The sequence below is a fragment of the Streptomyces sp. NPDC092045 genome (assembly GCF_044756005.1).
Classification (GTDB): domain Bacteria; phylum Actinomycetota; class Actinomycetes; order Streptomycetales; family Streptomycetaceae; genus Streptomyces.
Window position 1 is genome coordinate 93,986 of the sequence record NZ_JBIVSC010000017.1, and the last position, 23,388, is coordinate 117,373.

General features: G+C 74.5%; 23 protein-coding genes. 8 read left to right on the forward strand and 15 right to left on the reverse strand.

What is annotated here, in order from left to right; genetic code table 11:
• Nucleotides 1–166: 166 nt before the first annotated feature.
• Nucleotides 167–1,864 carry a PucR family transcriptional regulator gene (locus tag ACIQKA_RS28010; protein WP_383436223.1) on the reverse strand — a complete coding sequence of 566 codons (1,698 nt, stop codon included), beginning with the start codon at nt 1,862–1,864 and terminating at the stop codon, nt 167–169.
• A gap of 310 nt (nt 1,865–2,174) precedes the next feature.
• Between ACIQKA_RS28010 and ACIQKA_RS28015 the strand changes: the two genes are divergently transcribed.
• The 5 genes from ACIQKA_RS28015 (at nt 2,175) to ACIQKA_RS28035 (ending at nt 8,897) form a co-directional block, all read left to right on the forward strand.
• Entirely contained in the window at nt 2,175–3,065 is an 891-nt protein-coding gene (locus ACIQKA_RS28015) for an FAD binding domain-containing protein (protein WP_386373723.1), read from the forward strand.
• A 1-nt stretch (nt 3,066) separates the two neighbouring features.
• On the forward strand, nt 3,067–3,654 hold the full coding sequence (locus tag ACIQKA_RS28020; RefSeq protein ID WP_383155547.1) for a (2Fe-2S)-binding protein: 588 nt from the start codon (nt 3,067–3,069) through the stop codon (nt 3,652–3,654).
• A gap of 2 nt (nt 3,655–3,656) precedes the next feature.
• Nucleotides 3,657–6,062, forward strand: coding sequence for a xanthine dehydrogenase subunit D (gene pucD / locus ACIQKA_RS28025; RefSeq protein ID WP_383155544.1), 2,406 nt, complete (start codon nt 3,657–3,659; stop codon nt 6,060–6,062).
• 191 nt (nt 6,063–6,253) lie between these two features.
• The gene (locus tag ACIQKA_RS28030) at nt 6,254–7,720 is read left to right on the forward strand and encodes an NCS2 family permease (RefSeq protein WP_402542764.1); all 1,467 of its coding nucleotides are present in this window, start codon (nt 6,254–6,256) and stop codon (nt 7,718–7,720) included.
• Between the two features lie 40 nt (nt 7,721–7,760).
• On the forward strand, nt 7,761–8,897 hold the full coding sequence (locus ACIQKA_RS28035) for an XdhC family protein (protein WP_402542765.1): 1,137 nt from the start codon (nt 7,761–7,763) through the stop codon (nt 8,895–8,897).
• A gap of 122 nt (nt 8,898–9,019) precedes the next feature.
• Here ACIQKA_RS28035 and ACIQKA_RS28040 read toward each other — a convergent pair whose 3' ends face one another.
• Nucleotides 9,020–9,781 carry a restriction endonuclease gene (locus ACIQKA_RS28040; RefSeq protein ID WP_402542766.1) on the reverse strand — a complete coding sequence of 254 codons (762 nt, stop codon included), beginning with the start codon at nt 9,779–9,781 and terminating at the stop codon, nt 9,020–9,022.
• Nucleotides 9,782–9,940: 159 nt separating this feature from the next.
• Nucleotides 9,941–10,096 (reverse strand): CsbD family protein, encoded by a 156-nt coding sequence (locus ACIQKA_RS28045; RefSeq protein WP_402542778.1) that lies wholly within the window; start codon nt 10,094–10,096, stop codon nt 9,941–9,943.
• A gap of 170 nt (nt 10,097–10,266) precedes the next feature.
• Here ACIQKA_RS28045 and ACIQKA_RS28050 point away from each other — a divergent pair, with 170 nt between their 5' ends.
• The gene (locus ACIQKA_RS28050) at nt 10,267–10,656 is read left to right on the forward strand and encodes a hypothetical protein (protein WP_383155534.1); all 390 of its coding nucleotides are present in this window, start codon (nt 10,267–10,269) and stop codon (nt 10,654–10,656) included.
• Nucleotides 10,657–10,669: 13 nt separating this feature from the next.
• On the opposite strand, the gene ACIQKA_RS28055 is transcribed toward ACIQKA_RS28050, so the two are convergent.
• Both ACIQKA_RS28055 and ACIQKA_RS28060 read right to left on the reverse strand, forming a co-directional pair.
• Entirely contained in the window at nt 10,670–11,512 is an 843-nt protein-coding gene (locus ACIQKA_RS28055; protein WP_383155532.1) for an oxidoreductase, read from the reverse strand.
• A gap of 121 nt (nt 11,513–11,633) precedes the next feature.
• The gene (locus ACIQKA_RS28060) at nt 11,634–12,014 is read right to left on the reverse strand and encodes a MerR family transcriptional regulator (protein ID WP_383155530.1); all 381 of its coding nucleotides are present in this window, start codon (nt 12,012–12,014) and stop codon (nt 11,634–11,636) included.
• An 85-nt stretch (nt 12,015–12,099) separates the two neighbouring features.
• On the opposite strand from ACIQKA_RS28060, the gene ACIQKA_RS28065 reads away from it, so the two are divergent.
• Nucleotides 12,100–13,347 carry an MFS transporter gene (locus ACIQKA_RS28065; RefSeq protein ID WP_383155528.1) on the forward strand — a complete coding sequence of 416 codons (1,248 nt, stop codon included), beginning with the start codon at nt 12,100–12,102 and terminating at the stop codon, nt 13,345–13,347.
• A 7-nt stretch (nt 13,348–13,354) separates the two neighbouring features.
• Here the strand turns inward: ACIQKA_RS28065 and ACIQKA_RS28070 are convergent, their stop codons facing one another.
• The 6 genes from ACIQKA_RS28070 to ACIQKA_RS28095 all read right to left on the reverse strand — a co-directional run bounded on the left by ACIQKA_RS28070 (nt 13,355) and on the right by ACIQKA_RS28095 (nt 17,812).
• Nucleotides 13,355–13,738: a GntR family transcriptional regulator gene (locus ACIQKA_RS28070; protein WP_383155525.1), complete on the reverse strand. Its 384-nt coding sequence runs from the start codon at nt 13,736–13,738 to the stop codon at nt 13,355–13,357.
• Nucleotides 13,735–14,526, reverse strand: a complete 792-nt coding sequence (locus ACIQKA_RS28075) for a hypothetical protein (RefSeq protein ID WP_402542767.1) — start codon at nt 14,524–14,526, stop codon at nt 13,735–13,737. The genes ACIQKA_RS28070 and ACIQKA_RS28075 overlap by 4 nt, the downstream gene beginning before the upstream one ends.
• Before the next feature lie 105 nt (nt 14,527–14,631).
• Complete coding sequence (locus ACIQKA_RS28080) at nt 14,632–15,948, reverse strand: ROK family protein (protein WP_383155521.1); 1,317 nt, start codon at nt 15,946–15,948, stop codon at nt 14,632–14,634.
• Nucleotides 15,949–16,063: 115 nt separating this feature from the next.
• Nucleotides 16,064–16,360 (reverse strand): hypothetical protein, encoded by a 297-nt coding sequence (locus ACIQKA_RS28085; protein WP_383155519.1) that lies wholly within the window; start codon nt 16,358–16,360, stop codon nt 16,064–16,066.
• A complete protein-coding gene (locus ACIQKA_RS28090) occupies nt 16,357–16,980 on the reverse strand; it encodes a TNT domain-containing protein (protein WP_402542779.1) in 624 nt (207 codons plus the stop codon). Before ACIQKA_RS28090 ends, ACIQKA_RS28085 begins: the two co-directional genes overlap by 4 nt.
• Nucleotides 16,981–17,206: 226 nt before the next feature.
• Nucleotides 17,207–17,812 carry a TetR/AcrR family transcriptional regulator gene (locus tag ACIQKA_RS28095; RefSeq protein WP_365541544.1) on the reverse strand — a complete coding sequence of 202 codons (606 nt, stop codon included), beginning with the start codon at nt 17,810–17,812 and terminating at the stop codon, nt 17,207–17,209.
• A gap of 164 nt (nt 17,813–17,976) precedes the next feature.
• Between ACIQKA_RS28095 and ACIQKA_RS28100 the strand changes: the two genes are divergently transcribed.
• Nucleotides 17,977–19,128, forward strand: a complete 1,152-nt coding sequence (locus ACIQKA_RS28100; RefSeq protein ID WP_402542768.1) for an acyl-CoA dehydrogenase family protein — start codon at nt 17,977–17,979, stop codon at nt 19,126–19,128.
• A gap of 79 nt (nt 19,129–19,207) precedes the next feature.
• On the opposite strand, the gene ACIQKA_RS28105 is transcribed toward ACIQKA_RS28100, so the two are convergent.
• The 4 genes from ACIQKA_RS28105 to ACIQKA_RS28120 are packed head-to-tail and all read right to left on the reverse strand — an operon-like array spanning nt 19,208 to nt 23,360.
• Nucleotides 19,208–20,371, reverse strand: a complete 1,164-nt coding sequence (locus ACIQKA_RS28105) for an NADase-type glycan-binding domain-containing protein (protein ID WP_402542769.1) — start codon at nt 20,369–20,371, stop codon at nt 19,208–19,210.
• Entirely contained in the window at nt 20,364–20,969 is a 606-nt protein-coding gene (locus ACIQKA_RS28110; protein WP_383155512.1) for a phage tail protein, read from the reverse strand. Before ACIQKA_RS28110 ends, ACIQKA_RS28105 begins: the two co-directional genes overlap by 8 nt.
• Nucleotides 20,966–22,951, reverse strand: coding sequence for a putative baseplate assembly protein (locus ACIQKA_RS28115; RefSeq protein ID WP_402542770.1), 1,986 nt, complete (start codon nt 22,949–22,951; stop codon nt 20,966–20,968). Before ACIQKA_RS28115 ends, ACIQKA_RS28110 begins: the two co-directional genes overlap by 4 nt.
• Nucleotides 22,952–22,961: 10 nt before the next feature.
• Nucleotides 22,962–23,360, reverse strand: coding sequence for a GPW/gp25 family protein (locus ACIQKA_RS28120; RefSeq protein ID WP_383155507.1), 399 nt, complete (start codon nt 23,358–23,360; stop codon nt 22,962–22,964).
• Nucleotides 23,361–23,388 lie beyond the last annotated feature (28 nt).

Below are 23,388 nucleotides of genomic sequence, written 5' to 3' on the forward strand. Positions count from 1 at the left end.
GCGCCCCCGACGGCCCGTCAGATCGCGGCGGGGCCTGGGGCGGGGCCCCGGCGGGGCCCGTGCGCCGACCCGGCCGGCGGGCCCCCACCAGCCCGTACGCCACTCCTTCGGACTCCTCCGGAGGAGTGAATTTCCGGATGTCTTTCCGGGCTTCCGCCGAAGGCGCTCAGCTCATCCGCAGGGCCAGGAAGAAGTCGAGCTTGTCCTCCAGGCGGGACAGGTCGCGGCCGGTGAGCTGTTCGATCCGGCCCACCCGGTACCGCAGTGTGTTCACGTGCAGGTGGAGCCGGGACGCGCAGCGCGTCCAGGAGCCGTCGCAGTCCAGGAAGGCCTCCAGGGTCGGGATCAGCTCCGCCCGGTGGCGCCGGTCGTAGTCCCGCAGCGGGTCGAGCAGCCGGGCCGTGAACGCCCGGCGGACGTCGTCCGGGACGAACGGCAGCAGCAGCACGTGCGAGGCCAGCTCGTGGTGGCCGGCCGCGCAGACCCGGCCCGGACGGGCCGCCGCGACCCGGCGGGCGTGCCGGGCCTCCTCCAGGGCCCCGCGCAGGCCCTCCGCCGAGTGCACGGCCGCGCTGACGCCCAGGGTCAGGCGCCCGTCGTCGGCGAGGCCCGCGGAGAGCGGGGCCCGTACGGAGGCGAGGAGCGCGTCGGCGTGCAGGCCGACGGTTCCGGCACCGCCCTCGTCCTCGCTGTCCGGCAGCGGCCCGGCGGCCAGCGGCACCAGGGCGATGGCCTCGTCCCCGCTGTGCGCGACGGCGATCCGGTCGGCGGACTCGGCGCCGACGGCCGCCGGGTCCACGAGGATCTCCTCCAGGAGCGCCTGTGCGACCGGCCCGCCGTCCACCGGGGAGCCCAGGCCGGCCTCCTGCTCCCACTCCACCCGGGCGACGACGACCTGCCAGTGCGGGGCCGTGCCGAGTCCGGGCAGCAGCACCGGGGCGGCCACCCGCAGCCGGGCCGCGATCTCGGCGGGCGCGGCGCCCGTCTGGACCAGCTCCAGGACCTCCTGGGCGAGCCGGCGCCGCACGGTGCGGGCCGCGTCGCGCCGGTCCCGCTCGACCGCGATCAGCTGGGTCACGCCCTGGAGCAGGTCCAGCCGGGCGGCCGGCCAGTCCCCGGCGTCCGCCTCGACGGCGAGCAGCCAGTCCGAGAGGACCGTCTCGCGCACGTCCCGGACGGCCGGGGCGGCGCCCCGGCCGGTGTTGCGGATCGGGAAGAGCGAGTACGTCGTGCCGCCGCCGGAGACCCGGTGCGGGCCGCGCCGGCCGGTCCGGACGGCGGCCAGGTGCTCACCGGCCAGGGAGGCGGCGAGCCCGCTGTCCAGGGGCTCCCCGGCGCCCGCGATCCGGCGGCCGGTGGGGGAGAGGACCCAGGCCCGCAGGTCCAGGTCGGAGCCGAGCAGGTCGAGCACGACCTCGGGGCCGCCGCCCGCCGGGCCGGAGGTCATCAGGCGCCGGTGCCGGTCCACGACGGCCGCCAGGTCCCCGGCCCGCTCGCCCGACACCTGTCGAACGACGTGCTCGGTGATCGTCGCGAACGCAACGGACTCGTTGACCGCGAAGAGCGGCAGCCGATGGCGCAAACACGCCTGTACGAGATCGTCGGGGATGTCCCCGAGCTCCGCCTCGCCCGCCGCGAGCGCCGCCACCCCGGCCGAGGCCAGGATCCGGACGAAGGGCTCGGCGTCCTCGGGCTCCCGCAACCAGGCGAGACCGGTCAGGACCAGTTCCCCGCCGGACAGGTAACGGCTGGGGTCCTTGAGGTCCGTCGTCATCACGCCCCGGACGGTGCGGTCCAGCTCGTCGTCGCCGCCGAGCAGGCGCAGCCCCAGCGCGTCGTTCTCCAGCAGTGCGCGCAGCCGCATGATGTCGCCGCCGTCCTTCTCGTCAGTGGTCGTGGGTGTCGCATTGTCGACGGGTCGGTGGTGCCACCGTTTCCATGGGGAAACGGTGAGGTTTCCGTTCTCCGTCTTTCGTTCGAATCTACAAGACGACGATGGGCACCAGCCAACTCCTTCATGTTTTCGGTGACTGCACCCGGGCGATCGTGGCCTTGTGTACTAGGCCACACACCGCGTGAACAGCACATGAACAAGTCGAGGGCCGGCCGTCTTCCCGGGCCCATCCGCACCGCACTGATCATCCGATCACCAGAATCACTAGAAGAGAGCCACCATGGACTTCCTTCGCCCCGCCAGCTGGGAGGAGGCGCTCGCCGCCAAGGCCGAGCACCCCACGGCCGTGCCCATCGCGGGCGGTACCGACGTCATGGTCGAGATCAACTTCGACCACCGGCGTCCCGAGTACCTCCTGGACCTGAACCGTATCGAGCTGCTGAGCGAGTGGGAGGTCGGCGAGGAGAACGTCCGGCTCGGCGCCTCCGTCCCGTACACCCGGATCATGGAGAGCCTGCGGGACGAGCTGCCCGGTCTGGCGCTCGCCTCGCACACGGTCGCCTCCCCGCAGATCCGCAACCGCGGCGGCGTCGGCGGCAACCTCGGCACCGCCTCCCCGGCCGGCGACGCCCACCCGGCCCTGCTCGCCGCGGGCGCCGAGGTCGAGGTCGAGTCGGTGCGCGGCAGCCGCTTCATCCCGATCGACGCGTTCTACACGGGCGTGAAGCGCAACGCCCTGGAGCCCGACGAGCTCATCAAGACCGTCCACATCAAGAAGGCGGACGGCCCCCAGCAGTACTCCAAGGTCGGCACCCGCAACGCGATGGTCATCGCCGTCTGCGCCTTCGGTCTCGCGCTCCACCCGGAGACCCGGACCGTGCGCACCGGCATCGGCTCCGCCGCGCCGACCCCGATCCGCGCCAAGGAGGCCGAGGCCTTCCTGAACGCGGCCCTGGAGGAGGGCGGCTTCTGGGACAACGGAAAGATCATCACCCCGTCGATCGCGAAGCAGTTCGCCGACCTCTGCTCGGGCGCCGCGAACCCGATCGACGACGTCCGGGGCACCGCGAAGTACCGCCGCCACGCCGTCGGCATCATGGCCCGCCGCCAGCTCGGCTGGACCTGGGAGCAGTACCGCGGCACCGGCCGCACGCTTGAGGGAGCTGCATAACATGCGCGTCAATTTCACGGTCAACGGACGTCCGCAGGAGGCCGACGACGTCTGGGAGGGCGAGTCCCTCCTCTACGTCCTGCGCGAGCGGATGGGCCTTCCCGGCTCCAAGAACGCCTGCGAGCAGGGCGAGTGCGGTTCCTGCACGGTCCGCCTCGACGGCGTCCCCGTCTGTTCCTGTCTCGTCGCCGCCGGCCAGGTCGAGGGCCGCGAGGTCGTCACGGTCGAGGGCCTCGCCGAGTTCGCCAAGGAGCGCGCGGAGCACGGCTCCTGCGGAACGGGCGCCTGCGGCACCCCGCTCGACGCCGCCAAGAGGTGGCAGGCCAAGCCCGGTCAGGACTCCCAGACCGGCGAGGGCGTCGAACTCTCCCCGATCCAGCAGGCGTTCATCGACGCCGGCGCCGTCCAGTGCGGCTTCTGCACCCCCGGTCTGCTGATCGCCGCCGACGAGCTCCTGGAGCGGCAGAGCGACCCGTCCGACCAGGACATCCGTGAGGCCCTCTCCGGCAACCTGTGCCGCTGCACGGGCTACGAGAAGATCCTCGACGCGGTCCGCCTCGCGGCCGCCCGTCAGGGAGAGGCGGTCTGACCATGGCGCAGAACACCCGTACCGTCCCCGCCGGTACGCCCACCAACGTCACCCAGAACCACACCAAGGGCGGCATCGGCGAGTCCACGCTCCGCCCCGACGGCACCCTCAAGGTCACCGGAGAGTTCGCGTACTCCTCGGACATGTGGCACGAGGACATGCTCTGGGGCCAGACCCTCCGCTCCACCGTCGCCCACGCCGAGATCGTCTCCATCGACGTCTCCGAGGCCCTGGCGATGTCCGGCGTGTACGCCGTCCTCACCTACGACGACCTGCCGGCCGAGACGAAGAACTACGGCCTGGAGATCCAGGACACCCCCGTCCTCGCCCACGGCCGGGTGCGGCACCACGGCGAGCCGGTCGCCCTGATCGCCGCCGACCACCCGGAGACGGCCCGCCGCGCCGCCGCCAAGGTGAGGATCGAGTACAAGGAGCTGCCCCTCGTCACCGACGAGGCCTCCGCGCTCGCCCCCGACGCGCCCCTCCTCCACGAGGGCCGCGACGACCACCACGCGGGACACGTCCCGCACCCCAACATCGTGCACCGCCAGCCGATCGTCCGCGGAAACGTGGAGGAGGCCCGCAAGCGGGCCGACGTGATCGTCGAGGGCGAGTACGTCTTCGGCATGCAGGACCAGGCCTTCCTCGGCCCCGAGTCCGGCCTCGCCGTACCGGCCGAGGACGGCGGCGTCGACCTGTACGTCGCCACCCAGTGGCTCCACTCCGACCTGCGGCAGATCGCGCCCGTCCTCGGCCTGCCCGAGGAGAAGGTCCGCATGACGCTCTCCGGCGTCGGCGGCGCCTTCGGCGGCCGCGAGGACCTGTCGATGCAGATCCACGCCTGCCTCCTGGCGCTCCGCACCGGCAAGCCGGTCAAGATCGTCTACAACCGCTTCGAGTCCTTCTTCGGCCACGTGCACCGCCACCCGGCGAAGCTCCACTACGAGCACGGCGCCACCAAGGACGGCAAGCTCACCCACCTCAAGGCCCGGATCGTCCTCGACGGCGGCGCCTACGCCTCGGCCTCCCCGGCCGTCGTCGGCAACGCCTCCTCGCTCGGCGCCGGCCCCTACGTGGTCGACGACGTCGAGATCGAGGCGGTCGCCCTCTACACCAACAACCCGCCCTGCGGCGCGATGCGCGGCTTCGGCGCGGTCCAGGCGTGCTTCGCGTACGAGGCGCAGATGGACAAGCTCGCGGCGAAGCTGGGCATGGACCCGGTCGAGTTCCGGCAGATCAACGCCATGGAACAGGGCACGCTCATGCCCACGGGACAGGTCGTCGACTCGCCCGCCCCGGTCGCCGAGCTGCTCCGCCGGGTCAAGGCCCGCCCGATGCCGCCCGAGCAGCAGTGGCTCGCCGCCGGAGAGCAGGCCGACGTCCGCGCGCTGCCCGGCGGCCTCTCCAACACCACGCACGGCGAGGGCGTCGTCCGCGGCGTCGGCTACGCCGTCGGCATCAAGAACGTCGGCTTCTCCGAGGGCTTCGACGACTACTCGACCGCCCGCGTGGTCCTCCAGGTCATCAACGGCGAGCCCGTCGCCATGGTCCACACGGCCATGGCGGAGGTCGGCCAGGGCGGCGTCACCGTGCACGCCCAGATCGCCCGCACCGAGCTCGGCGTCACGCAGGTCACCATCCACCCGGCCGACACCCAGGTCGGCTCCGCCGGCTCCACGTCCGCCTCCCGGCAGACGTACATGACCGGCGGCGCGGTGAAGAACACCTGCGAGGCCGTCCGCGAGAAGGTCCTGGAGATCGGCCGCCGCAAGAACGGCTCCTACCACCCCGCCTGGGCGACCGCCGAACTCCTCCTGGAGGGCGGCAAGGTCGTCACCGACGGCGGCGAGGTCCTCGCGACCCTCGCCGACGTCCTGGAGGGCGAGGACCCGGTCGACCTGGAGCTGGAGTTCCGGCACCGCCCGACCGTCCCCTTCGACCTGGTCACCGGCCAGGGCGACGGCCACGTCCAGTACACCTTCGCCGCGCACCGCGCGGTCGTCGAGGTGGACACCGAGCTCGGCCTCGTCAAGGTCGTCGAGCTCGCCACCGCCCAGGACGTGGGCAAGGCGCTCAACATGCTCTCCGTCGTCGGCCAGATCCAGGGTGGCACCACCCAGGGCCTGGGCGTCGCGGTGATGGAAGAGATCATCGTGGACCCGAAGACCGCGAAGGTGCGCAACCCCTCCTTCACGGACTACCTGATCCCGACGATCCTCGACACGCCGACCATCCCGGTCGACGTGCTCCAGCTGGCCGACCCCAACGCGCCGTACGGCCTGCGGGGACTCGGCGAGGCCCCGACCCTGTCGTCCACCCCGGCCGTCCTCGCGGCGATCCGGAACGCGACGGGCCTGGAGCTCAACAAGACGCCGGTCCGCCCCGAGGCGCTCACCGGCACCCTGTAGGACCCTCCGGGCGGTACGGCCCGTACCGGGAACGCCACCCTCCCCGCCCGTACCGCCCGGAGCCCCCCGTTCGTCTCGGGCCGTCCCCCGGGTCGTGCAGCCGTGCACCATCCCAAATCCCGCAGCTTCACCGGACCAGAACCCTTCGAAGTCCGTCGCGGGTGCCCCTTTGAACCTTGGGAGTAGGCCCCATGACCCAGTCGTCAGTGGAGCCCAAGACCAGCGCCGAGGACGCGGGCTCCGGCTCGCGCACCCCCGCCGGCAGGTCTTGGCTCGACCGGTACTTTCACATCTCGGAGAGAGGATCCTCCGTCGCGACGGAGGTCCGCGGCGGCGTCACCACCTTCATGGCGATGGCGTACATCCTCCTGCTCAACCCCCTGATCCTCAGCGGCAAGGACGTCGACGGGAACCTGCTCGGCCAGCCGGCCCTCATCACGGCCACCGCCCTCGCCGCGGCCGCGACGACCCTCCTGATGGGCTTCTGGGGCAAGGTCCCGCTCGCCCTCGCCGCCGGTCTGAGCGTCTCCGGCGTGATGGCCTCGCAGGTCGTCCCCGTCATGACCTGGCCGCAGGCCATGGGCATGTCCGTGGCGTACGGCGCGGTGATCTGCCTCCTGGTGGTCACCGGCCTCCGCGAGATGATCATGAACGCGATCCCGCTCGCCCTGAAGCACGCCATCACCATCGGCATCGGCCTCTTCATCGCGATCATCGGCTTCGTGAAGGCCGGCTTCGTCCACGAGAACCCCGCCCCGGGCGGCGGCCCCGTCTCCCTCGGCCCGGCCGGCGAGCTCCAGGGCTGGCCCGTCCTGATCTTCGCCGTCACCCTGCTCCTGATCTTCGCCCTCCAGGCCCGCAACATCCCCGGCGCCATCCTCATCGGCATCGTCGTCGGCACGGTCGTCGCGGTGATCCTCAACGCGGTCGCCGACATATCCGCCAAGGCCTGGTTCTCCGGTCCGCCGGAGCTGCACGGCAGCGCCGTCTCCGCCCCCGACTTCTCGCTCCTCGGAGAGGTCTCCTTCAGCGGCTGGGGAGACGTCGGCTACATCACGATCACCATGATCGTCTTCACCCTGGTGCTGGCCGGCTTCTTCGACGCCATGGCGACCATCCTGGGCGTCGGCACCGAGGCCAGGCTCGCCGACGACAAGGGCCGCATGCCCGGCCTCTCCAAGGCCCTCTTCATCGACGGCGCCGGCGGCGTCATCGGCGGCGGCGTCGGCGCCTCGGGCCAGACGGTCTTCGTCGAGTCCGCCACCGGCGTCGGCGAGGGCGCCCGCACCGGCCTGGCCTCCGTGGTCACCGGCGGCTTCTTCGCCCTCTGCCTCTTCTTCACCCCGCTCACCGCGATCGTGCCGCAGGAGGTCGCCGCCGCGGCCCTGGTCGTCATCGGCTCGATGATGATGCAGAACGCCAAGCACGTGGACTGGAGCGACCGCTCCGTGGCGATCCCGGTCTTCCTCACCGTGGTCCTGATGCCGTTCACGTACACCATCACCACGGGTGTCGCCGCCGGTGTCATCTCCTACGCGGTGATCAAGACCGCGCAGGGGAAGGCGAGGGAGGTCGGGGCCTTCATGTGGGGCCTGACCGCGATCTTCGTCGTGTACTTCGCCATCCATCCGATCGAGAGCTGGCTCGGCGTCGGCTGACGCCCCCACCGCCCTCCCGCACCTTCCAAGGAGAACCGAGATGCTGGACATCGCCGAAGAGCTGCACCGGTGGGTCGAGCAGGGACGCGACTTCGCCGTCGCCACCGTGGTGGCGGTCGGCGGCAGCGCGCCCCGGCAGCCGGGCGCCGCGCTCGCCGTCGACAGCGAGGGCACGGCGATCGGATCGGTCTCCGGCGGGTGCGTGGAGGGCGCGGTCTACGACCTGTGCGTCCAGGCCCTCGATGACGGACGCGCCGTCGTCGAGCGCTTCGGCTACAGCGACGAGGACGCCTTCGCCGTCGGCCTGACCTGCGGCGGGATCATCGACATCCTCGTCACCCCGGTCCGCGGCGGGGTCCTCCCCGCCGCGCTCGCCGCCGCCGTCGAGGGCGAGGCGGCGGCCCTGGCCCGGATCGTCTCCGGCCCCGACGACCTGCTCGGCCGGGCCCTCCTGGTCCGCCCCGACGGCTCGTACGAGGGAAAGCTCGGCGGCCACCCCGAACTGGACCGCACCGCGGCCGGCGAGGCCCGCGCGATGCTCGACGGGGGCCGCACCGGCACCGTGGAGATCGGCGAGGACGGCAGCCGCTGCGGACAGCCCCTGACCCTCCTGGTCGAGTCCTCCGTCCCCGCCCCCCGCATGATCGTCTTCGGCGCCATCGACTTCGCCGCCGCGCTCGTCCGGGTCGGCAAGTTCCTCGGCTACCACGTCACCGTCTGCGACGCCCGGCCCGTCTTCGCGACCCCGGCCCGCTTCCCCGAGGCCGACGAGCTCGTCGTCGAATGGCCCCACCGCTACCTGGAGTCCACCGAGGTCGACGGCCGGACCGTGCTCTGCGTCCTCACCCACGACGCCAAGTTCGACGTCCCCCTGCTCCGGGTCGCCCTCCGGCTCCCCGTCGCCTACGTCGGCGCGATGGGCTCCCGCCGCACCCACCTGGACCGCAACGAGCGGCTGCGCGAGGTCGGCGTCACCGAACTCGAACTCGCCCGGCTGCGCTCCCCGATCGGCCTCGACCTCGGCGCCCGCACGCCGGAGGAGACCGCCCTCTCGATCGGCGCCGAGATCGTCGCCGACCGCCGGGGCGGCACGGGAACCTCCCTCACCGGAGCCCACACCCCGATCCACCACGACGGGCCCCGGGGGCCGGCGGGCCGGATAGGTTCGGCGGCCTAGGGCGTGTGCCGAAAGTGGCGCCGTCTGCCCGCCGGGCAGGCGGGACTTTCGACACACGCCCTAGGGGCGCTCCCGCCTCCGGGCCGGTTCCGCGGCCCGGAGGAGCGTCCCCGCCCCCGCCGTCAGGCCGGATCCACCGGAAGCGCCTCCCACGGGGGAGGCGCGAGCTGGTCCGTCCAGGCGGCCAGGGCCTCGCCGTCCACGCAGACGATCCCGCACGTGGCGGCGTACTCGGCGGCCGGCGCGGTGAGCGAGCTGGTGGTCACGAGCACGGCCACGTCCGCCTCGTGGACGGTGAAGCAGGTGCCGCCGAACCGCTGGAGGTCCTGGGAACCCACCCGGTGGTCGTCCGCGTACTGCTTGCACTGGAGCACCACCCGGCGCCCGTCCGCGGTCGTCGCGATCACGTCGGCGCCCAGGTCGCCCGCGCCGCCGACCACCTCCACGGGGGTGCAGCCGTCCCGCGCGCAGAGCGCGGCGACCGTGTGCTCGAAGCCGTCGGGGTCCACCGCCGCGTGATCCAGCGCGGTGTGGTCCAGCGGCGCGCGGTCCACCAGCGTGTGCTCCAGCACCTCCGCGCCGACGCCGGGCGCCGCCGGGACCGGCGCGGCGACGGCCGTACGGAAGGCCCCGCGCCTTCCGGCGGACGCCGCGCCCCTCCTGATCAGCGCGAACCCGACGGCCAGAGCCCCGAGGGCGGCGAACGCCACCAGAAGGGCGGCCGGCACCCCCGAGCCCCGGTCCCCGGCCGCCTCGGCCGTCTTGAAGAAGAGCGCCAGACCGCCCACGCACGTCCCCGCGAGCCCGACCGCGAGCACCAGATCGCGACCGATCGCCACGGGGCCGCGCCGGACCGCGCCCCTGTCCTGCCCGACGGATCCCATCAGGGCCCCTCCCTCCCTCGCGTACGACTCCTCGCGTACGACCCCGCCTGTACGACCCCGCCCGTGCGGCCCCTCGCGCGCGGCCCGTCCGGCCCCGCACGCGCCGCGCCCCCGACCCCGTGAGGGGCCGGGGGCCGCGGCGTGTGCCGACCCGGAGGGTCAGTGCTTGAAGGCGTCCTTCGTCTTCTCCTTGGCCTCCCGGGCGTCGCCCTTGGCGCGCTCGGCGCGGCCCTCGCCGGCCATCCGCTCGTCGCCGAGCGCACGGCCCGTGTTCTCCTTGACGGCGCCCTTGACCTGCTCGCCCATGGCCTTCATCTTCTCGTTGCCCGACACGTCGGCTCCTCTCCGAGAACCTGGAAAACCCTTGTCCTTGTGAAAGGCCGCATAACCGCGAACCGGCCCCCGAAACGGGGTCGTGGCTTCCGGGCGCGATAATCGAGGCGGCCACGCGTGCGGCCGACCATCCCGAGGACGAAGGACCGACGATGCTGAAAGAGGGCCGGCGAGTGCGGCTCACGGTGGACCTCAGGCTGGCCGGAGAGGTGGTCCCGGCCGGCGGACCCCCGGCGGAGCCGGGCGCCGGGGCGGGGTTCCTGGCCCTGGCGGCGGGCGCCGAGGGCACGGTCGAGCGGGTGGACGAGGACCGTCCGCAGAGCCCGGAGGTGCGCGAGTACGAGCGGCTCAAGTCCCTCCTGGACGACTTCGGCCACCAGATGCCCCCGGCCAGCGGGCGGCAGCTCGAAGAACGGGTCGCCGCCCTGGAACCCGCCTGGACCGCCCACCTGGAGCGCAAGCTCCGCACGGCCGTCCGCGTCCGCTTCGACAACGGCTTCGTGCTCGACGACGCGCCCGGGGACCTCTTCGCCCCCGCCTGACCGGGGCGCCCGGTCAGCGGGCGGATTCCCCGATGCCGGTCGAGAGGGCCACGTGACGCCACCGGTCGAGTTCGCGCCGCACCAGGTCCAGCTTCGCCTCGACGCGCTCCACCGCGTCCGCGCCCAACTGCAGCCGCAGCGGAGGCTCGGCGGCCTCCGTGACGTCGACGACGGCCCTGGCCGCCTTCGCCGGATCACCCGGCTGGCGGCCGTCGTTCCGGGCCAGCGCCTCGCGCACCGGCCCCGCGCCGACGGCGTAGTCCCCGATGGCGGCCGGCTCGACCCGGATGCTGGAGGCGCTGAGGAAGTCGGTGCGGAAGCCGCCCGGTTCCACGATCGTGACGCGCACGCCGAGCGGGGCCAGCTCGCCGTGCAGCGCTTCGGAGATGCCCTCCAGGGCGAACTTCGACGCACCGTACAGGCCCGCCGCCGGAACGGTGGCGAAGCCGCCCACGGAGCCGATGTTCACGACGTGTCCGGACCGTTGGGCGCGCAGCGTCGGCAGGGTCGCCCGCAAGGTGTTGAGCACGCCGAACACGTTGACGTCGAACAGCGCCCGGACGGCCTCGTCGGAGGTCTCCTCGACCGCTCCCACCAGGCCGTGACCCGCGTTGTTGACCACGACGTCGATCCGGCCGAACTCCTTCAGACCCGACTCCACCGCGGCCGCCAGCCGCTCCGGTTCGGTCACGTCCGCGGTCACCGCCAGCAGTCCGTCCGGCTTCTCCCCGTACGCGCGGAGCACCGCCGACGCGTCCCTCGCCGCGGCGATCACGCGATGCCCGCGGCCCAGCGCCTCACGCGTGATCTCCGCGCCGAGCCCGCGCGAGGCGCCCGTGACGAACCACACACCCATGTTCTTCCACCGTCCGATCGTCTTGTGGCCGACGGGTCGACGCTAGAACCTGGAGTGCCGTCCAAGTCAACGGGCTTGGGGCGCACAGGGGTTCGCGGCCCCCGCGCCGCACCGGCAGGCGTCAGGCGGCCGGTGCGGCCGGGGCCGCCCTGCGGACGTCCGCGAGGTACGCGGCCATGGCGTCCCGGTTGCGGGTCAGCCGGTCGATCCGCTGCGCCATGCGCGCGCACTCCAGCTCCAGGAGCGCGATCGTCTCCGGCGTCGGGTTCGGGATGTCGATGCGGCCGGGCGGTCCGAGGCAGGGCAGGATCCTGCGGATCGTCTGCGTCGAGAGGCCCGCGTCGAGCAGCCCGCGCACCTGCTGGACGCGGTCCACGCAGGGCTCGGGGTAGTCGCGGTAGCCGTTGGCGCACCGGTGGGAGGCGATGAGGCCCTGCTCCTCGTAGTAGCGCAGCATCCGGCGGGAGACCCCGGTGCGTTCCGACAGCTCCCCGATGCGCACGATCCCCGCCCTCCCCGCGTTCCCGCGACGCTCTTCCGGATCCCGCTTGACCTTCACATCAATGGAAGGGTTCGACCATGCTGCCATGTCGAGCACAGACCTGACCAGAGGACCCTCTCCCCGTCCCGCCGCCCCCTCGGGGCGGGCCGAAAACCCTTCCCCGTCCGGCGGGTTGCCCCTGCCGGCGCTGCTCGCCCTGGCGACCGCCGTGTTCATCACGAGCCTCACCGAGACGCTGCCCGCCGGGCTGCTGCCCGCGATGGGCGGCGACCTGGGCGTCGGCGAGTCCGCCGCCGGGCAGACGGTGACGATCTACGCCCTCGGCACCGTCCTCACCGCCGTCCCGCTCTCCGCCGCGACCGCCGGATGGCGCCGCCGCCGGCTCCTGCTGACGGCCATGGGCGGGTTCGCCCTCGCCAACACCGTGACGGCGCTCTCCGGTTCCTACGCGCTGACGATGGGGGCCCGGTTCGCCGCGGGGGTCGCGGCGGGCCTCGCGTGGGCGCTGCTCGCGGGCTATGCCCGGCGGATGGCCCCCGCGCATCTCCAGGGCAAGGCCATCGCGGTGGCCATGGCGGGCATCCCCGTCGCGCTCTCCCTCGGCGTGCCCGCCGGGACGTTCGTCGGCAGGGTCGTCGACTGGCGGACGGCCTTCCTCGTCATGACCGGCCTGACGCTGGTCCTCCTCGGCTGGATCCTGGCCGCCGTCCCGGACTACCCGGGACACCGCCCGGAGAAGGGCTCCTCGCCGTCGACGACGGCCGCGCTCAAGGTTCCCGGCGTCGCCCCGGTCCTCGCCGTCACCCTCGTCTTCGTCCTCGCCCACACCCTCCTCTACACCTACATCGCCGCCTTCCTCGACCGCCTCGGGATGGGCGGCCGGGCCGACGTCGTCCTCCTGGTCTTCGGCGCCGCCTCGCTGCTGAGCATCTGGGCCGTCGGCAGCCTGATCAACCGCCGGCTCCGGGCCCTGATGATCACCGGCACGCTGCTCGTCGCGGTGGCCGGCGGGATCCTCGCGCTGTTCGCGCGGTCGCCCGCGCTCGTGTACGGCGCGGTGGTGCTCTGGGGCCTGGGCTGGGGCGGCGCGCCGACCCTGTTGCAGACGGCGGCGGGCGACGCGGGCGGCGAGCAGGCCGACGCGGCGCAGGCGATGCTCGTCACCCTCTGGAACGTCGCCATGGCGGGCGGCGGGGTGGTCGGCGGCCTCCTCCTCGACGCGTTCGGCACCGGGGCCCTGCCCTGGAGCGTGCTCGCCCTCCTGGTTCCCGTGGCGGCCGTGGTCGTCGCGGCCCGCACCCACGGCTTCCCCGCCCGCAGGGAGTCCTCTTGAGGGGCCGTCAGGCGGACGGCGCGTCCAGGGCCGCCCGTACGGCGGCCAGGGCGGCCGTCTCGTCGGCGCCCGTCGCGCGGGCCCCGGCGACGTACGCGCGGGCGAGACGGGTGAGGGCGGCGGTGTCGACGGGGGCCGCGTTCGGGCGTGCGGCGACCCTGGTGCCCGCGCCCCGGCGGGTGCGGACCAGGCCCGCGGCCTCCAGCTCCTTGTAGGCGCGGTTCACGGTGCCGGGGGCGAGCCCCAGGTCGGCGGCGAGCTGCCGGACGGTGGGGAGCCGTTCGCCCTCCGGCAGGACCCCGCCGTCGATGAGCGCCGCGAGCTGGGAGCGGATCTGCTCGTACGGCGGGACCGGGCCGGTCGTGTCCACGCGTACGGCCGGACCGTTCACGGCCCGCTCCGGGGGGAGGCCGGCGGGGCGAGGACGGTGAACAGCGACCACAGCGCCGTCCCGGCCGCGACCGCGGCGACCGGCAGCAGGAGCAGGCCGGCGGTGTGGACCAGGGGCCCCACGCAGGACAGCGAGCGCAGCGCGCCGGAGGCGAAGAGGGCGGCGCCGGCCAGCGGCGCCGAGACCAGGAGGCCCCACGCGGCCGTCACGGCGCGGGCGCGTTCCCGGCGCCGCCGGGCGTCGTCCGCCGCCACCGCGGAGTCGCCGCCGGGGACCGGGCGCCCGGTGATGCGGCGCAGGGCGTAGCCGCAGGCGGCGGTGCCGGCCGCGAGGGCGGCGAGCACCGGGAGGCCGTAGAAGAGGCCGGGCCAGGGGCCCCGGGACTCCGTCAGGCTCGTACAGGCGACGCTGAGCGTGCGGCCCGCCCCGCCCGTGTCGTCCGGGGCGGCGGTGAGCGCGGCGACGGCGAGCAGCGCGAGGAGCACGGCGGCCTCGGCGGCGAGCAGGAGGGCGAAACCGGTCGGCAGGACGTCGCGGACGCGGCGCGGGACGAGGCCCGCGAGCCGCACCGCGCCCCCGCCGGGCCCCGGGGTCAGCGCGTCGGCGGCCAGGACGCCCGCCGTGGCGCAGACGGCGAAGACCGGCAGGGCGTGGAGGACGTCGAGCCCGAGCCCGGCGCCGTGGGCGACCGTCCAGGCCGCCGCCGCGCCGATCGCCGCACCGCCCCACCGGACGAGCAGTTCGGCGCGGGCCGGCCGGAGCGGAGCGGGCGGGGCGGAGTCGAGCATGGGGACCCCCGTCGGAACTCTTGTGTCATGTGTCGAGTACAAGATGGCGGGCCCCGCAGCTTGTGTCAAATGGATGACACAAGGGGGAGAGGGGGCCGGTTGGGATCAGTGCGCCGTCCGCTCCCGCACGGCCGTCGCCCACACCGGCTGCTCCCCGGCCGCCTCGCCCCCGGTCTCCGCCCGCCGTCCGCCGCGCGCGAAGAAGTCCGCGAGCGGCAGGATCGCCGCGCCGACCGTGACCGCGTCCGGGCCGAGCGTCCCCAGGCCGATGTCCACGTGGGCCGCCGGGTACGTCAGGGCGTACTCCCGCGCGTACCCCTCGACCGTCTCCAGGAAGCGGGTGCCGAGCTGGAGTCCGGCCCAGCCGCCGACGAGGATGCGCTCGGGCTGGAAGAGGTTGATGAGGTCGGCGAACCCGGCGCCCAGGTACTCGGCGGTCTCCTCCAGGACGGCGAGCGCCGTGGGGTCGGGCGGGGTCCCGGCGTCGGCGGGACGCGCGGCGGCGAGCATGGCGGTGAGGGCCGTCTCCTCGTCCGCGTCCTCCGGGGGGCGCCCGCCCGCCTCCCGCCAGCGTTCGAGCAGCGCCTCCGCGCCCGCGTACGCCTCCAGGCAGCCCAGGGCCCCGCAACGGCAGCGGCGGCCCCGCACCCGCACCTTCAGGTGGCCCCACTCGACCGCCCGCCCCGGCACCGTCGGGTCGGTGACCACGCAGGCGCCGACGCCGGAGCCGAAGAGCACGACGACGGCGCTGCGCGCGCCGCGCCCCGCGCCGAACCACATCTCGGCCTGGCCGAGGGTCTTGGCGCCGTTCTCGATCCGGTACGGCACCGAGGCCGGGAGCTCCACGCTCTCCCGGAGCAGGCGCTCCAGGGGCACGCCGTCCCAGTCGACGGTCTGGCCGTGCACGACCGCGCCGTCCTCCGGTGTCCGGGCCACGATGCCGGGGACGCCGACGCCGACGCCGAGGAGCTGCTCGGCGGGCACGTCCGCGGTCCGCAGCACCTCCGCGATGCCGTCCCGGACGTGCCCGACGACGACCCCGACCTCGTACCGGTCGTGCGGGTGCGCACCGCCCACGGCCAGCGGGCGCTCGGCGCGCGCGAGTTCGGTGAGGGCGAGGTCGAACAGCTCGATCCTGACCCGGGTCTCGCCGACGTCGACGCCGATCATGAAGCCGCTGCCGGGGGAGATCCGCAGCAGGGTGCGCGGGCGCCCGCCGGCCGAGTCGACGCTGCCCGCCTCCTCGACCAGGCCCTCCGCGACGAGTTCGGCCACCACGTTGCTGATCGAGCCGGAACTCAGCCCGGTCGCGGGGCCCAGCGAGAAGCGGCTCGTCGGCCCGTCGAAGTACAGGCGCTGGAGGACGGCGGTGCGGTTCTCGCGCCGCAGGTCACGGACGGTGCGTCCGCTCCGCTTGGTCACTGGGCCCCCTGGTGAAGTAGTCCTGATCGAACATACCGCTGCGGGGCCGGGGTCGCGACATTATCTTTAGCTTTAAGTCATGAGGTGAAATAAGGCGGTCGTGGCCCCGTCGCCTTCACTTCCCGAACGCGGGACGTGCCGGGGAAGTGCCTCCCGGGCCCCGGGACTGGGCTCCCAGGAGCGTCCGGAGGTGGGCGCAGGCGTCCGCCTCGGCCGGATGCGTGGCCACCGGCTCGTACGCGCCCCGCTCGTACACCCCGGTCTCCCAGCCGTCCCCGCCCGGCGCCGCCCGCAGATAGGCGAAGTCGGTCGGGACGGGGGAGGGTTCGTGGACGCCCTCGATCCAGTAGTAGCCGGCGGGCACCCCGGCCTCCTGGAGCGCCCGTTCCAGCGTGCGGCGGTGGTCGGTCATGCGGGGACGCGCACGAGGTAGCCGTTGTCGAGCAGCCACTTCACGTTGAGGCGCCGCCCCTCGCCCGGGTCGAGGAACGCCGGGTCCAGCTTGATCTGGCGGCCGCCGCCCGGCTGCTCGAACCAGGGCGCGATGGAGCCCTCCCAGACCACGAACGCCCGCGTCACCTCGTACAGGTGGTAGTCGCAGGGGAAGGCGGCGTCACGGGTGTCGAGGTTCTGCGGGGGCAGCGCCCGCTTCGCGTAGGCGTCGCCCGCGGGGGCCAGGTAGCCGCCGAACTCCGAGCCGAAGCGGTCCAGGCGCTCGCCCCTCACCAGCAGCTCGGGCGCCTTGTCGACCTCGCCGAAGCCGTCGTTCGGCGGGTACTTCCAGCCGCCGGTGTCGGCCGGGCCCTCCCAGTACTTCTTGAGGAAGGCGGCGGGGGAGAGCTTCCCGGTCCGGTGGTAGCCCTTGAGCAGCGGCCCGACCGGCTTCCGCCGCTTGTCCGGCAGGTACGCGGGGCCGAGCCGCGCGTCGCCGCGGAACTCCCCGGTGCAGGGCGCGGGCCGGTGCTTCCCGGCGCTCTCGACGGGTGCGGCCTGCGCCGCGGGAGCCGCGGTGAGGGCGGCGGTGACGCCCATGGCGGCGAGTACGGCGCGGATCCTGAGGACGGTGCGGCTGTGCTCCACGCGGAGGTCTCCCTGGGAGGGGGGTGGTCAGTGGCGCGGCACAGAGTAGGGGAGCGGGCGCGCAGGGTGAGGGAGGGGCGGGGGTGGAAACCGGCCATTCGCGTGGGGGTGTGGGGAGGTCTCCGTGTCCCCGGCCCCCGCGAGCCGGGCCTTCCGGAGAATCGGGCCTTCCGGAGGCTCAGGCCTTCCGGAGGCCGCTGAGGAGCAGTTCGGCGAGCTGGTCGTACGCCTCCGCGTCGGCCAGGCCGGTCGCGGCGGCGACCTGGCGCCGCTGGATGCGGACCATGACCGAGGAGATGACGTCGGCGGCGAAGGTCACGTGCACCTCGCGGAAGACCCCGGCCCGCACCCCCTCCTCGATCAGCTGCTGGACCCGTCCCGCGGCCGCGCGCGTGTTGCGCTCGTACACCTCGGCGGCGGGCTCGAAGGCCGCCACGTCGTCGAAGAACTGCGGCGAGACCGGCGCCAGCTCGGCCGAGACCGCCCGCAGATAGGCGGCGAGCCGCTCGGCGGGCCCGGTCGCGGCGGCGAGGACGGCCTCGACCCGGGCCGTGGCGCGCCGGAAGAAGTGCACGACCGCCGCCCGGACCAGCTGCTCCTTGCTGCCGGCCAGGCCGTACAGGGTCCGCTTCGAGCAGTGCAGCCGGGCGGCGAGGTCGTCGAGCGTCAGGCCGGCGAAGCCCTCGCCGACGAGGAGGGCGACGAGCTCCTCGAAGAGCGCGGAGCGGCGCGCCGCTCCGCGGCCCGTCAGCTGCGGGGTGTCGGCGGCGGAGGTCTCGATCACCCGCCCAGTATTCCAGGCCGCGCCGGGAGGGGGCCGTGGCCCCGCGCGCGCGGGGCCGGTCCGGGCGGCACGGCTCCGGGGGTTGCGGCCGACCACCGCTGCGCTACTCTGACCGGTACTGGAGTACCCTCCCCAGTACCACTTTGCGCGCCGCTGGAGTCGCCATGGATGTCGACCGCCTGCTTCCCACCCCCGAAGCCGCGGACCTCATCGCCCTCACCCGGCAGATCGCCGACAAGGAGCTCTCTCCCCGGGTGGACGAGCACGAGGCCGCCGAGACCTATCCCGAAGGGCTCTTCGCGACGCTCGGCGAGGCGGGGCTCCTGGGCCTCGCGTACCCCGAGGAGTACGGCGGCGGGGGCCAGCCGTACGAGGTCTACCTCCAGGTCCTGGAGGAACTGGCCGCGCGCTGGGCGGCCGTGGCCGTCGCCACCAGCGTCCACACCCTGGCCTGCCACCCGCTGCACGCCTTCGGCACGACGGAGCAGAAGGAGCGCCGGCTGCCCGCGATGCTGGAGGGCCGGACCATCGGCGGCTACAGCCTCTCGGAGCCGCAGGCCGGCTCCGACGCGGCGGCCCTCAGCTGCAAGGCGGAGCGGCAGGAGGACGGCGGGTACCGGGTCACCGGCACCAAGGCCTGGATCACCCACGGCGGGCGGGCCGACTTCTACGCCCTCTTCGCCCGCACGGCCCCCGGCAGCCACGGCGTCTCCTGCTTCCTGGCCCCCGGCGCCACCGAGGGGCTGAGCTTCGGCGCGCCCGAACGCAAGATGGGCCTCCAGGCCGTGCCCACCACCGCCGCCTACTGGGACGGCGCCCTCCTGGAGGAGGACCGTCTCATCGGCAAGGAGGGCCAGGGCCTCCAGATCGCCTTCAGCGCCCTCGACAACGGCCGCCTCGGCATCGCCGCCTGCGCCACCGGCCTGGCCCAGGCCGCCCTGGGCGCCGCCGTCGCCCACGCCAACGAGCGCACCACCTTCGGCCGCCGGCTCGTCGACCACCAGGGCCTCGGCTTCCTGCTCGCCGACATGGCCGCCGCCGTCGACGCGGCCCGCGCCACCTACCTGGACGCGGCCCGCCGCCGTGACCTCGGCCGCCCCTTCAGCCGCCAGGCCAGCGCCGCCAAGCTCATCGCCACCGACACGGCCATGAAGGTCACCACGGACGCGGTCCAGGTCCTCGGCGGCTACGGCTACACGCGGGACTTCCCGGTGGAGCGCTACATGCGCGAGGCCAAGATCATGCAGATCTTCGAGGGCACGAACCAGATCCAGCGGCTGGTGATCAGCCGGGGGCTGGCGCTCGCGGAGAAGTAGAGGCAGCGCAGGCGGGGGAACGGGACGACGGGGCGGTCCGCCCGGAAGCGGCGGCCCCCCGTCCCCGTCCTTCCGGGCCTCAGGACACCGACCTCCCGAAGAACTCCAGTTCCGCGACGGCCACCTGCTTGCGCGGGTCGGCGCGCCAGGCCGTGCGGAGGACCAGACGGACCGAGAGGGCGTCGCGGACGCGGAGGTCGACGCGCTGGGTGCCGCCGTCGTTGACGCGGTGGTGGGAGACGCGGACCTCGCCCGACGCGTCCTTGACCACCAGGTCGAAGGTGCGCGGGGTCGCCTGGCCGTCCGCCTGGGTGGTGTTCTTCGCGCTGCCCGGGGTGATCAGGAGGTTCAGCAGGTCCGTCGGCTCCGCGAACGCCGCCTCCAGGTACTGGCCCTCGGAGTCGCCCGCGTACCCCGTGCCCCACCAGGTGTTGGAGTAGCCGTCGCCCGCCAGCTTCGGCTCCTGGCCCGGCGCCGAGTGGGACGCCGTCCACGAGACGGGAAGCACCGGGACCCGGGTCGCGAAGTGGTCCTGGACCGCGCGGGCCGCCGGCGGACCGCCGAACACCCCGCCGACCACCACGGCCGCGACCCCCGCGGCGATCAGCGCCCGGACGATCCAGCGGCTCCGGTCACGGGTCGGTCCGGGGCGCCGGCCCGCGTAAGGGCCCTCGGCCGCGGAGATCCGCTCCGGGACCATCGGCGTCGCGCAGAAGCGGCAGAAGTGGCGGCCGGGCGCGTTCGCGAGCAGGCAGGCCGGGCACGGCGTGCCGCCCGGGACCGGGGCCGGGACCCCCGCCGCCCGGACCGCCGGCCGCGCCGCCTCCGGGCGCGCCGGGAGCACCGGGGCCGCGACCGCGGGCTCCGGCGCCCGGTCCTCCGGGACCGGCACCAGGAGCGAACGCGCGACCGTCTCCGGGGACGGGGACGGGGACGGGGACGGGGAGGGAGCGGGGGGCGGGACCGAGGACGGGGCGGGGACGGGGGGCCGTTCGGGCCTCGGGGCCTCCGGAGACGGCGCCTCCTCCCGTACCGGCCTCGGCTCCGCCTCCCGCACCGGCGTCTCCGGCTCCGGGGGCACCGCCGGCAGGGGCGTCGTGGTCTCCTCCGGCACCTCGCGCGGCGCTTCCGCCGGGGCGTCCCAGCGCAGGAACGCTCCGCAGCCGTCGCAGAACGACTGGTTCGCCGCGCGCACCGGACCCGCGCAGTCCGGGCAGGGGCGGGTCTCGGGGGCGTCACTCATGGGGGTCGGGCTCCTCTACGGGGGATTCGGATGTACGGGACGGGGTCACCGCGACCGTGAACGGCAGGTGCGCCGGGCGGGCCGCCGCCACCACCGCGTGCAGCCGGTGCGGGTCGACGGCGGCCGGGTCGGCGACCCGGAGGGCGACGTGCAGCCCGGCCGCCGGCGTCCCCGGGAACGGGCCGAGCGGACGGACGGACCAGGCCGCCCCGCCGCTCTCGGTGATCTCCGGCGGCACGCCGAACGCCAGCCGGACCGCCGCCGCGAGCCCCTGCCGGGTGCCCCGCACCCGGTGCAGGGCCACCGCCGAGGCGACCGCGCGCCGGCGCAGCGCGAGGGACTCGGTGCCCTCCAGCTCCGCGCCCACCCACGTCGCCAGGTAGTCCACGAAGTCGGCCGGCGCCAGGGCGGGCGAGAAGTACGCCTCCAGCGAGTCCAGGACGTTGAAGAGCGGGGCGAGGACCACGTCCAGACCGGCCGTGAACCGCTGCCCGAAGTCGTCCTCCGCGTAGACGGCCGGCAGCGCCGCCCCCAGCGGGCACGGGGTCGCGAGCCCGGGGACCGTACCGCGCGCCGAACCGCCCGGCCCGCCGCTCACCGCGCCTCGATCACGCGGACGCGGTGGTCGAACGGGAAGAGCAGCGCCGAAGGACCCAGCTCGATCCGGTCCGTCGTGTCGCCCCGGCGGCCCGTCAGCGGGTCCGCCGGATGCAGCAGGACCTCGTCCACCAGCTCCACCCCCGGCACCCGCTGGAGCGCCGCGAAGACCTCCCCGGCCCGCAGCGGACGCCCGAACGCCCACCCCTCGCCGTGCGCCCCGCCCGTCAGCGGGTCCAGGTACGCGTACAGCACGTCGAGCGCCTCGGCCCGCACCCGCTCCGCCTCCGCCGCCCGGAACGCGTGCAGCGTCGCCACCACCGTCACCCCCTGGTAGAACGGCGGACCCACGGCGAGCCGGGTGCCCAGCGGGCGCCGCTCGTCCAGGAAGCCGGTCACCCGGGACAGCAGCTCCTCGCCCGGCACCAGCTGCTCGAACCGCAGCCGCCCGCCCCGGTCCGGCACCGCCTGCGGCACCACCAGGACCCGGACCGCGTTCTCGCCCGCCTCGGCCGCGTCCGCCGCCAGGCACGCGATCCGCGCGGCCTCCGGCGCCGCCCGCCGGGCCAGCTCCTCGTAGTCGCGGGCGGTCACGGCCCGCTCCTGCGCCCGCAGCGTGATGGGCGCGCGGGCCTTCGCCTCCTCGACGGTCTCCCCGTCGACCCCGCCCCGCGCCGCCTCCCGGTTCTCGACCCGCGCGATGTACGGGATGGAGCTGCGCAGCACGCTGATCGTGGACCGGGCCACGTTGCCCGCCCGGCCGCCCCCGGTGCCGTAGCGGACCGCGCGGATCGCCGCCCCCTTCGGCGGCACGGCTCCGAACTGCCGCAGCGTGCCGTCCGGTCGGCGCACGCTCGGACCGAAGGCGATCTCGCCGGTCGTCGCGTCCAGGGTGAAGTGCCGGTCGCCGGGGCGCGAGGACGCGAAGTCGCGGACGGCGGTCCACTCCAGCCACCCGGAGCCGGAGGCCCCGCCGTCCTCGCCGTCCGCGTGCTCCGCGATCTGGAGCAGCAGCGGCGGCCGGTCCACGACCGGCGCGTGCGCCAGCCGCACGCGCTGCCCCGGAACGCCCTCGGACTCGCCGAGGAGCTCGTTCCGCACCGTCTCGGCGTGCGCCGCGCGGACCGTGCCGCCGATGGTGAACGCCCCCGCCGCCCGCACCGTCGGCGACTCGCTGTACGACGGCAGCCCCTCGGCCGGCGCCACCACCCGGCAGCGCACCCAGCCCGCCTCGTGCCCGCCGAGCCGTGAGGGCGCGTGCCCCGACGGCACGTGCAGCACCACCTCGCCCGGCCGGTTGAGCCCGCCCGTGGTGTCCTCGTCGACCTCGCACGCCGTCCAGCCCTCGGTCGCCGACCACGCCTCCCACACCAGCGGCGGCCTGCGCGGGTCCACGCCGACGCCGTCCACCCGGCTGTCCAGGTCGAGCACGAGGACGCAGTCCGGCACGGCCGCCGAAAGCCCCAGGAGCAGCAGGTCGCCGACGCGCGGCAGCGGCGAGAACGCCGGCACGTCCTCGCCCCCCACCATCGCCTGGAAGCGGTCCTCGGGCGCGCCCCCGGCCTCCTGGCGCAGCAGGTGCGTCAGCGCGCAGGGCACCACCGTCAGGTCGTCGGTGGTCGCGAAGACCACCGCCTCCTCCGTCTCCGTGCGCCCCGTCGACACCTCCGTGCCGGCCGGCAGCAGCACCGGCTCCGGCTGCGGCGCGGACAGCCGGAAGGTGACGTCGGCGCGGGCGGCGGCCGGCGGGAACAGCGTCACCCCGAGCAGGTCGAGGAAGGCCAGGTGGTTCTTCTCCGGGACCCGGTTGAGGCGGTAGACGAGCTGGTCCGCCATGTGCGCGACGGCCTCGACGAGCGTGACCCCCGGGTCCGAGACGTTGTGGTCGGTCCACTCGGGGCACGCCTGCTGGATGTAGCGCTTGGCGTCGTCGACGAACTGCTGGAAGCGCCGGTCGTCGAGGTGGGGTGCGGGCAGGGCCATGGCGGCTCTTTCAGTCCTCGGAGGGGATGACGTAGAAGGGGAAGACGAGGTTGCGCGGGTTGTTGGCGCCGCGCACCCGGTAGCGGACGTCGATGTGCAGGGTGGTCGGCTCCTCGGGGGCGGGGGAGACCGTGACGTCCTCCACCTCGATGCGCGGCTCCCAGCGGTCGAGCGAGGTCGCCACCGCGTACCGGATCCGCCCCATCGTCGCGTCGTTGACCGGCGCGAACACCAACTCGTGGACTGCGCAGCCGAATTCGGGCCGCATCGGCCGCTCGCCCGGCGCCGTCGCCAGCACGAGGCGCATCGACTCCTCGATCTCGCGGTCGCGCCGCACCAGTGCGATGGAGCCGCTCGGGCCGGTGCGCAGGGGGAAGGCCCAGCCGGCGCCGACGAAGTGCTCACTCAAGGAACGTCCTCCTCGGGAAGGGGTGGTG

Bases quoted from the DNA above. Each gene is read 5' to 3' on its own strand.
- ACIQKA_RS28085 (WP_383155519.1), bottom strand. From the start codon at position 16,360: ATGACCGACCACCGCCGCACGCTGGAACGGGCGCTCCAGGAGGCCGGG.
- ACIQKA_RS28035 (WP_402542765.1), top strand. From the start codon at position 7,761: ATGCTGGACATCGCCGAAGAGCTGCACCGGTGGGTCGAGCAGGGACGC.
- ACIQKA_RS28015 (WP_386373723.1), top strand. From the start codon at position 2,175: ATGGACTTCCTTCGCCCCGCCAGCTGGGAGGAGGCGCTCGCCGCCAAG.
- ACIQKA_RS28055 (WP_383155532.1), bottom strand. From the start codon at position 11,512: ATGGGTGTGTGGTTCGTCACGGGCGCCTCGCGCGGGCTCGGCGCGGAG.
- ACIQKA_RS28045 (WP_402542778.1), bottom strand. From the start codon at position 10,096: ATGAAGGCCATGGGCGAGCAGGTCAAGGGCGCCGTCAAGGAGAACACG.
- ACIQKA_RS28065 (WP_383155528.1), top strand. From the start codon at position 12,100: ATGTCGAGCACAGACCTGACCAGAGGACCCTCTCCCCGTCCCGCCGCC.
- ACIQKA_RS28010 (WP_383436223.1), bottom strand. From the start codon at position 1,864: ATGCGGCTGCGCGCACTGCTGGAGAACGACGCGCTGGGGCTGCGCCTG.
- ACIQKA_RS28040 (WP_402542766.1), bottom strand. From the start codon at position 9,781: ATGGGATCCGTCGGGCAGGACAGGGGCGCGGTCCGGCGCGGCCCCGTG.
- ACIQKA_RS28020 (WP_383155547.1), top strand. From the start codon at position 3,067: ATGCGCGTCAATTTCACGGTCAACGGACGTCCGCAGGAGGCCGACGAC.
- ACIQKA_RS28115 (WP_402542770.1), bottom strand. From the start codon at position 22,951: ATGGCCCTGCCCGCACCCCACCTCGACGACCGGCGCTTCCAGCAGTTC.
- ACIQKA_RS28050 (WP_383155534.1), top strand. From the start codon at position 10,267: ATGCTGAAAGAGGGCCGGCGAGTGCGGCTCACGGTGGACCTCAGGCTG.
- ACIQKA_RS28075 (WP_402542767.1), bottom strand. From the start codon at position 14,526: ATGCTCGACTCCGCCCCGCCCGCTCCGCTCCGGCCGGCCCGCGCCGAA.
- ACIQKA_RS28105 (WP_402542769.1), bottom strand. From the start codon at position 20,371: ATGAGTGACGCCCCCGAGACCCGCCCCTGCCCGGACTGCGCGGGTCCG.
- pucD (WP_383155544.1), top strand. From the start codon at position 3,657: ATGGCGCAGAACACCCGTACCGTCCCCGCCGGTACGCCCACCAACGTC.
- ACIQKA_RS28090 (WP_402542779.1), bottom strand. From the start codon at position 16,980: ATGGGCGTCACCGCCGCCCTCACCGCGGCTCCCGCGGCGCAGGCCGCA.
- ACIQKA_RS28100 (WP_402542768.1), top strand. From the start codon at position 17,977: ATGGATGTCGACCGCCTGCTTCCCACCCCCGAAGCCGCGGACCTCATC.
- ACIQKA_RS28030 (WP_402542764.1), top strand. From the start codon at position 6,254: ATGACCCAGTCGTCAGTGGAGCCCAAGACCAGCGCCGAGGACGCGGGC.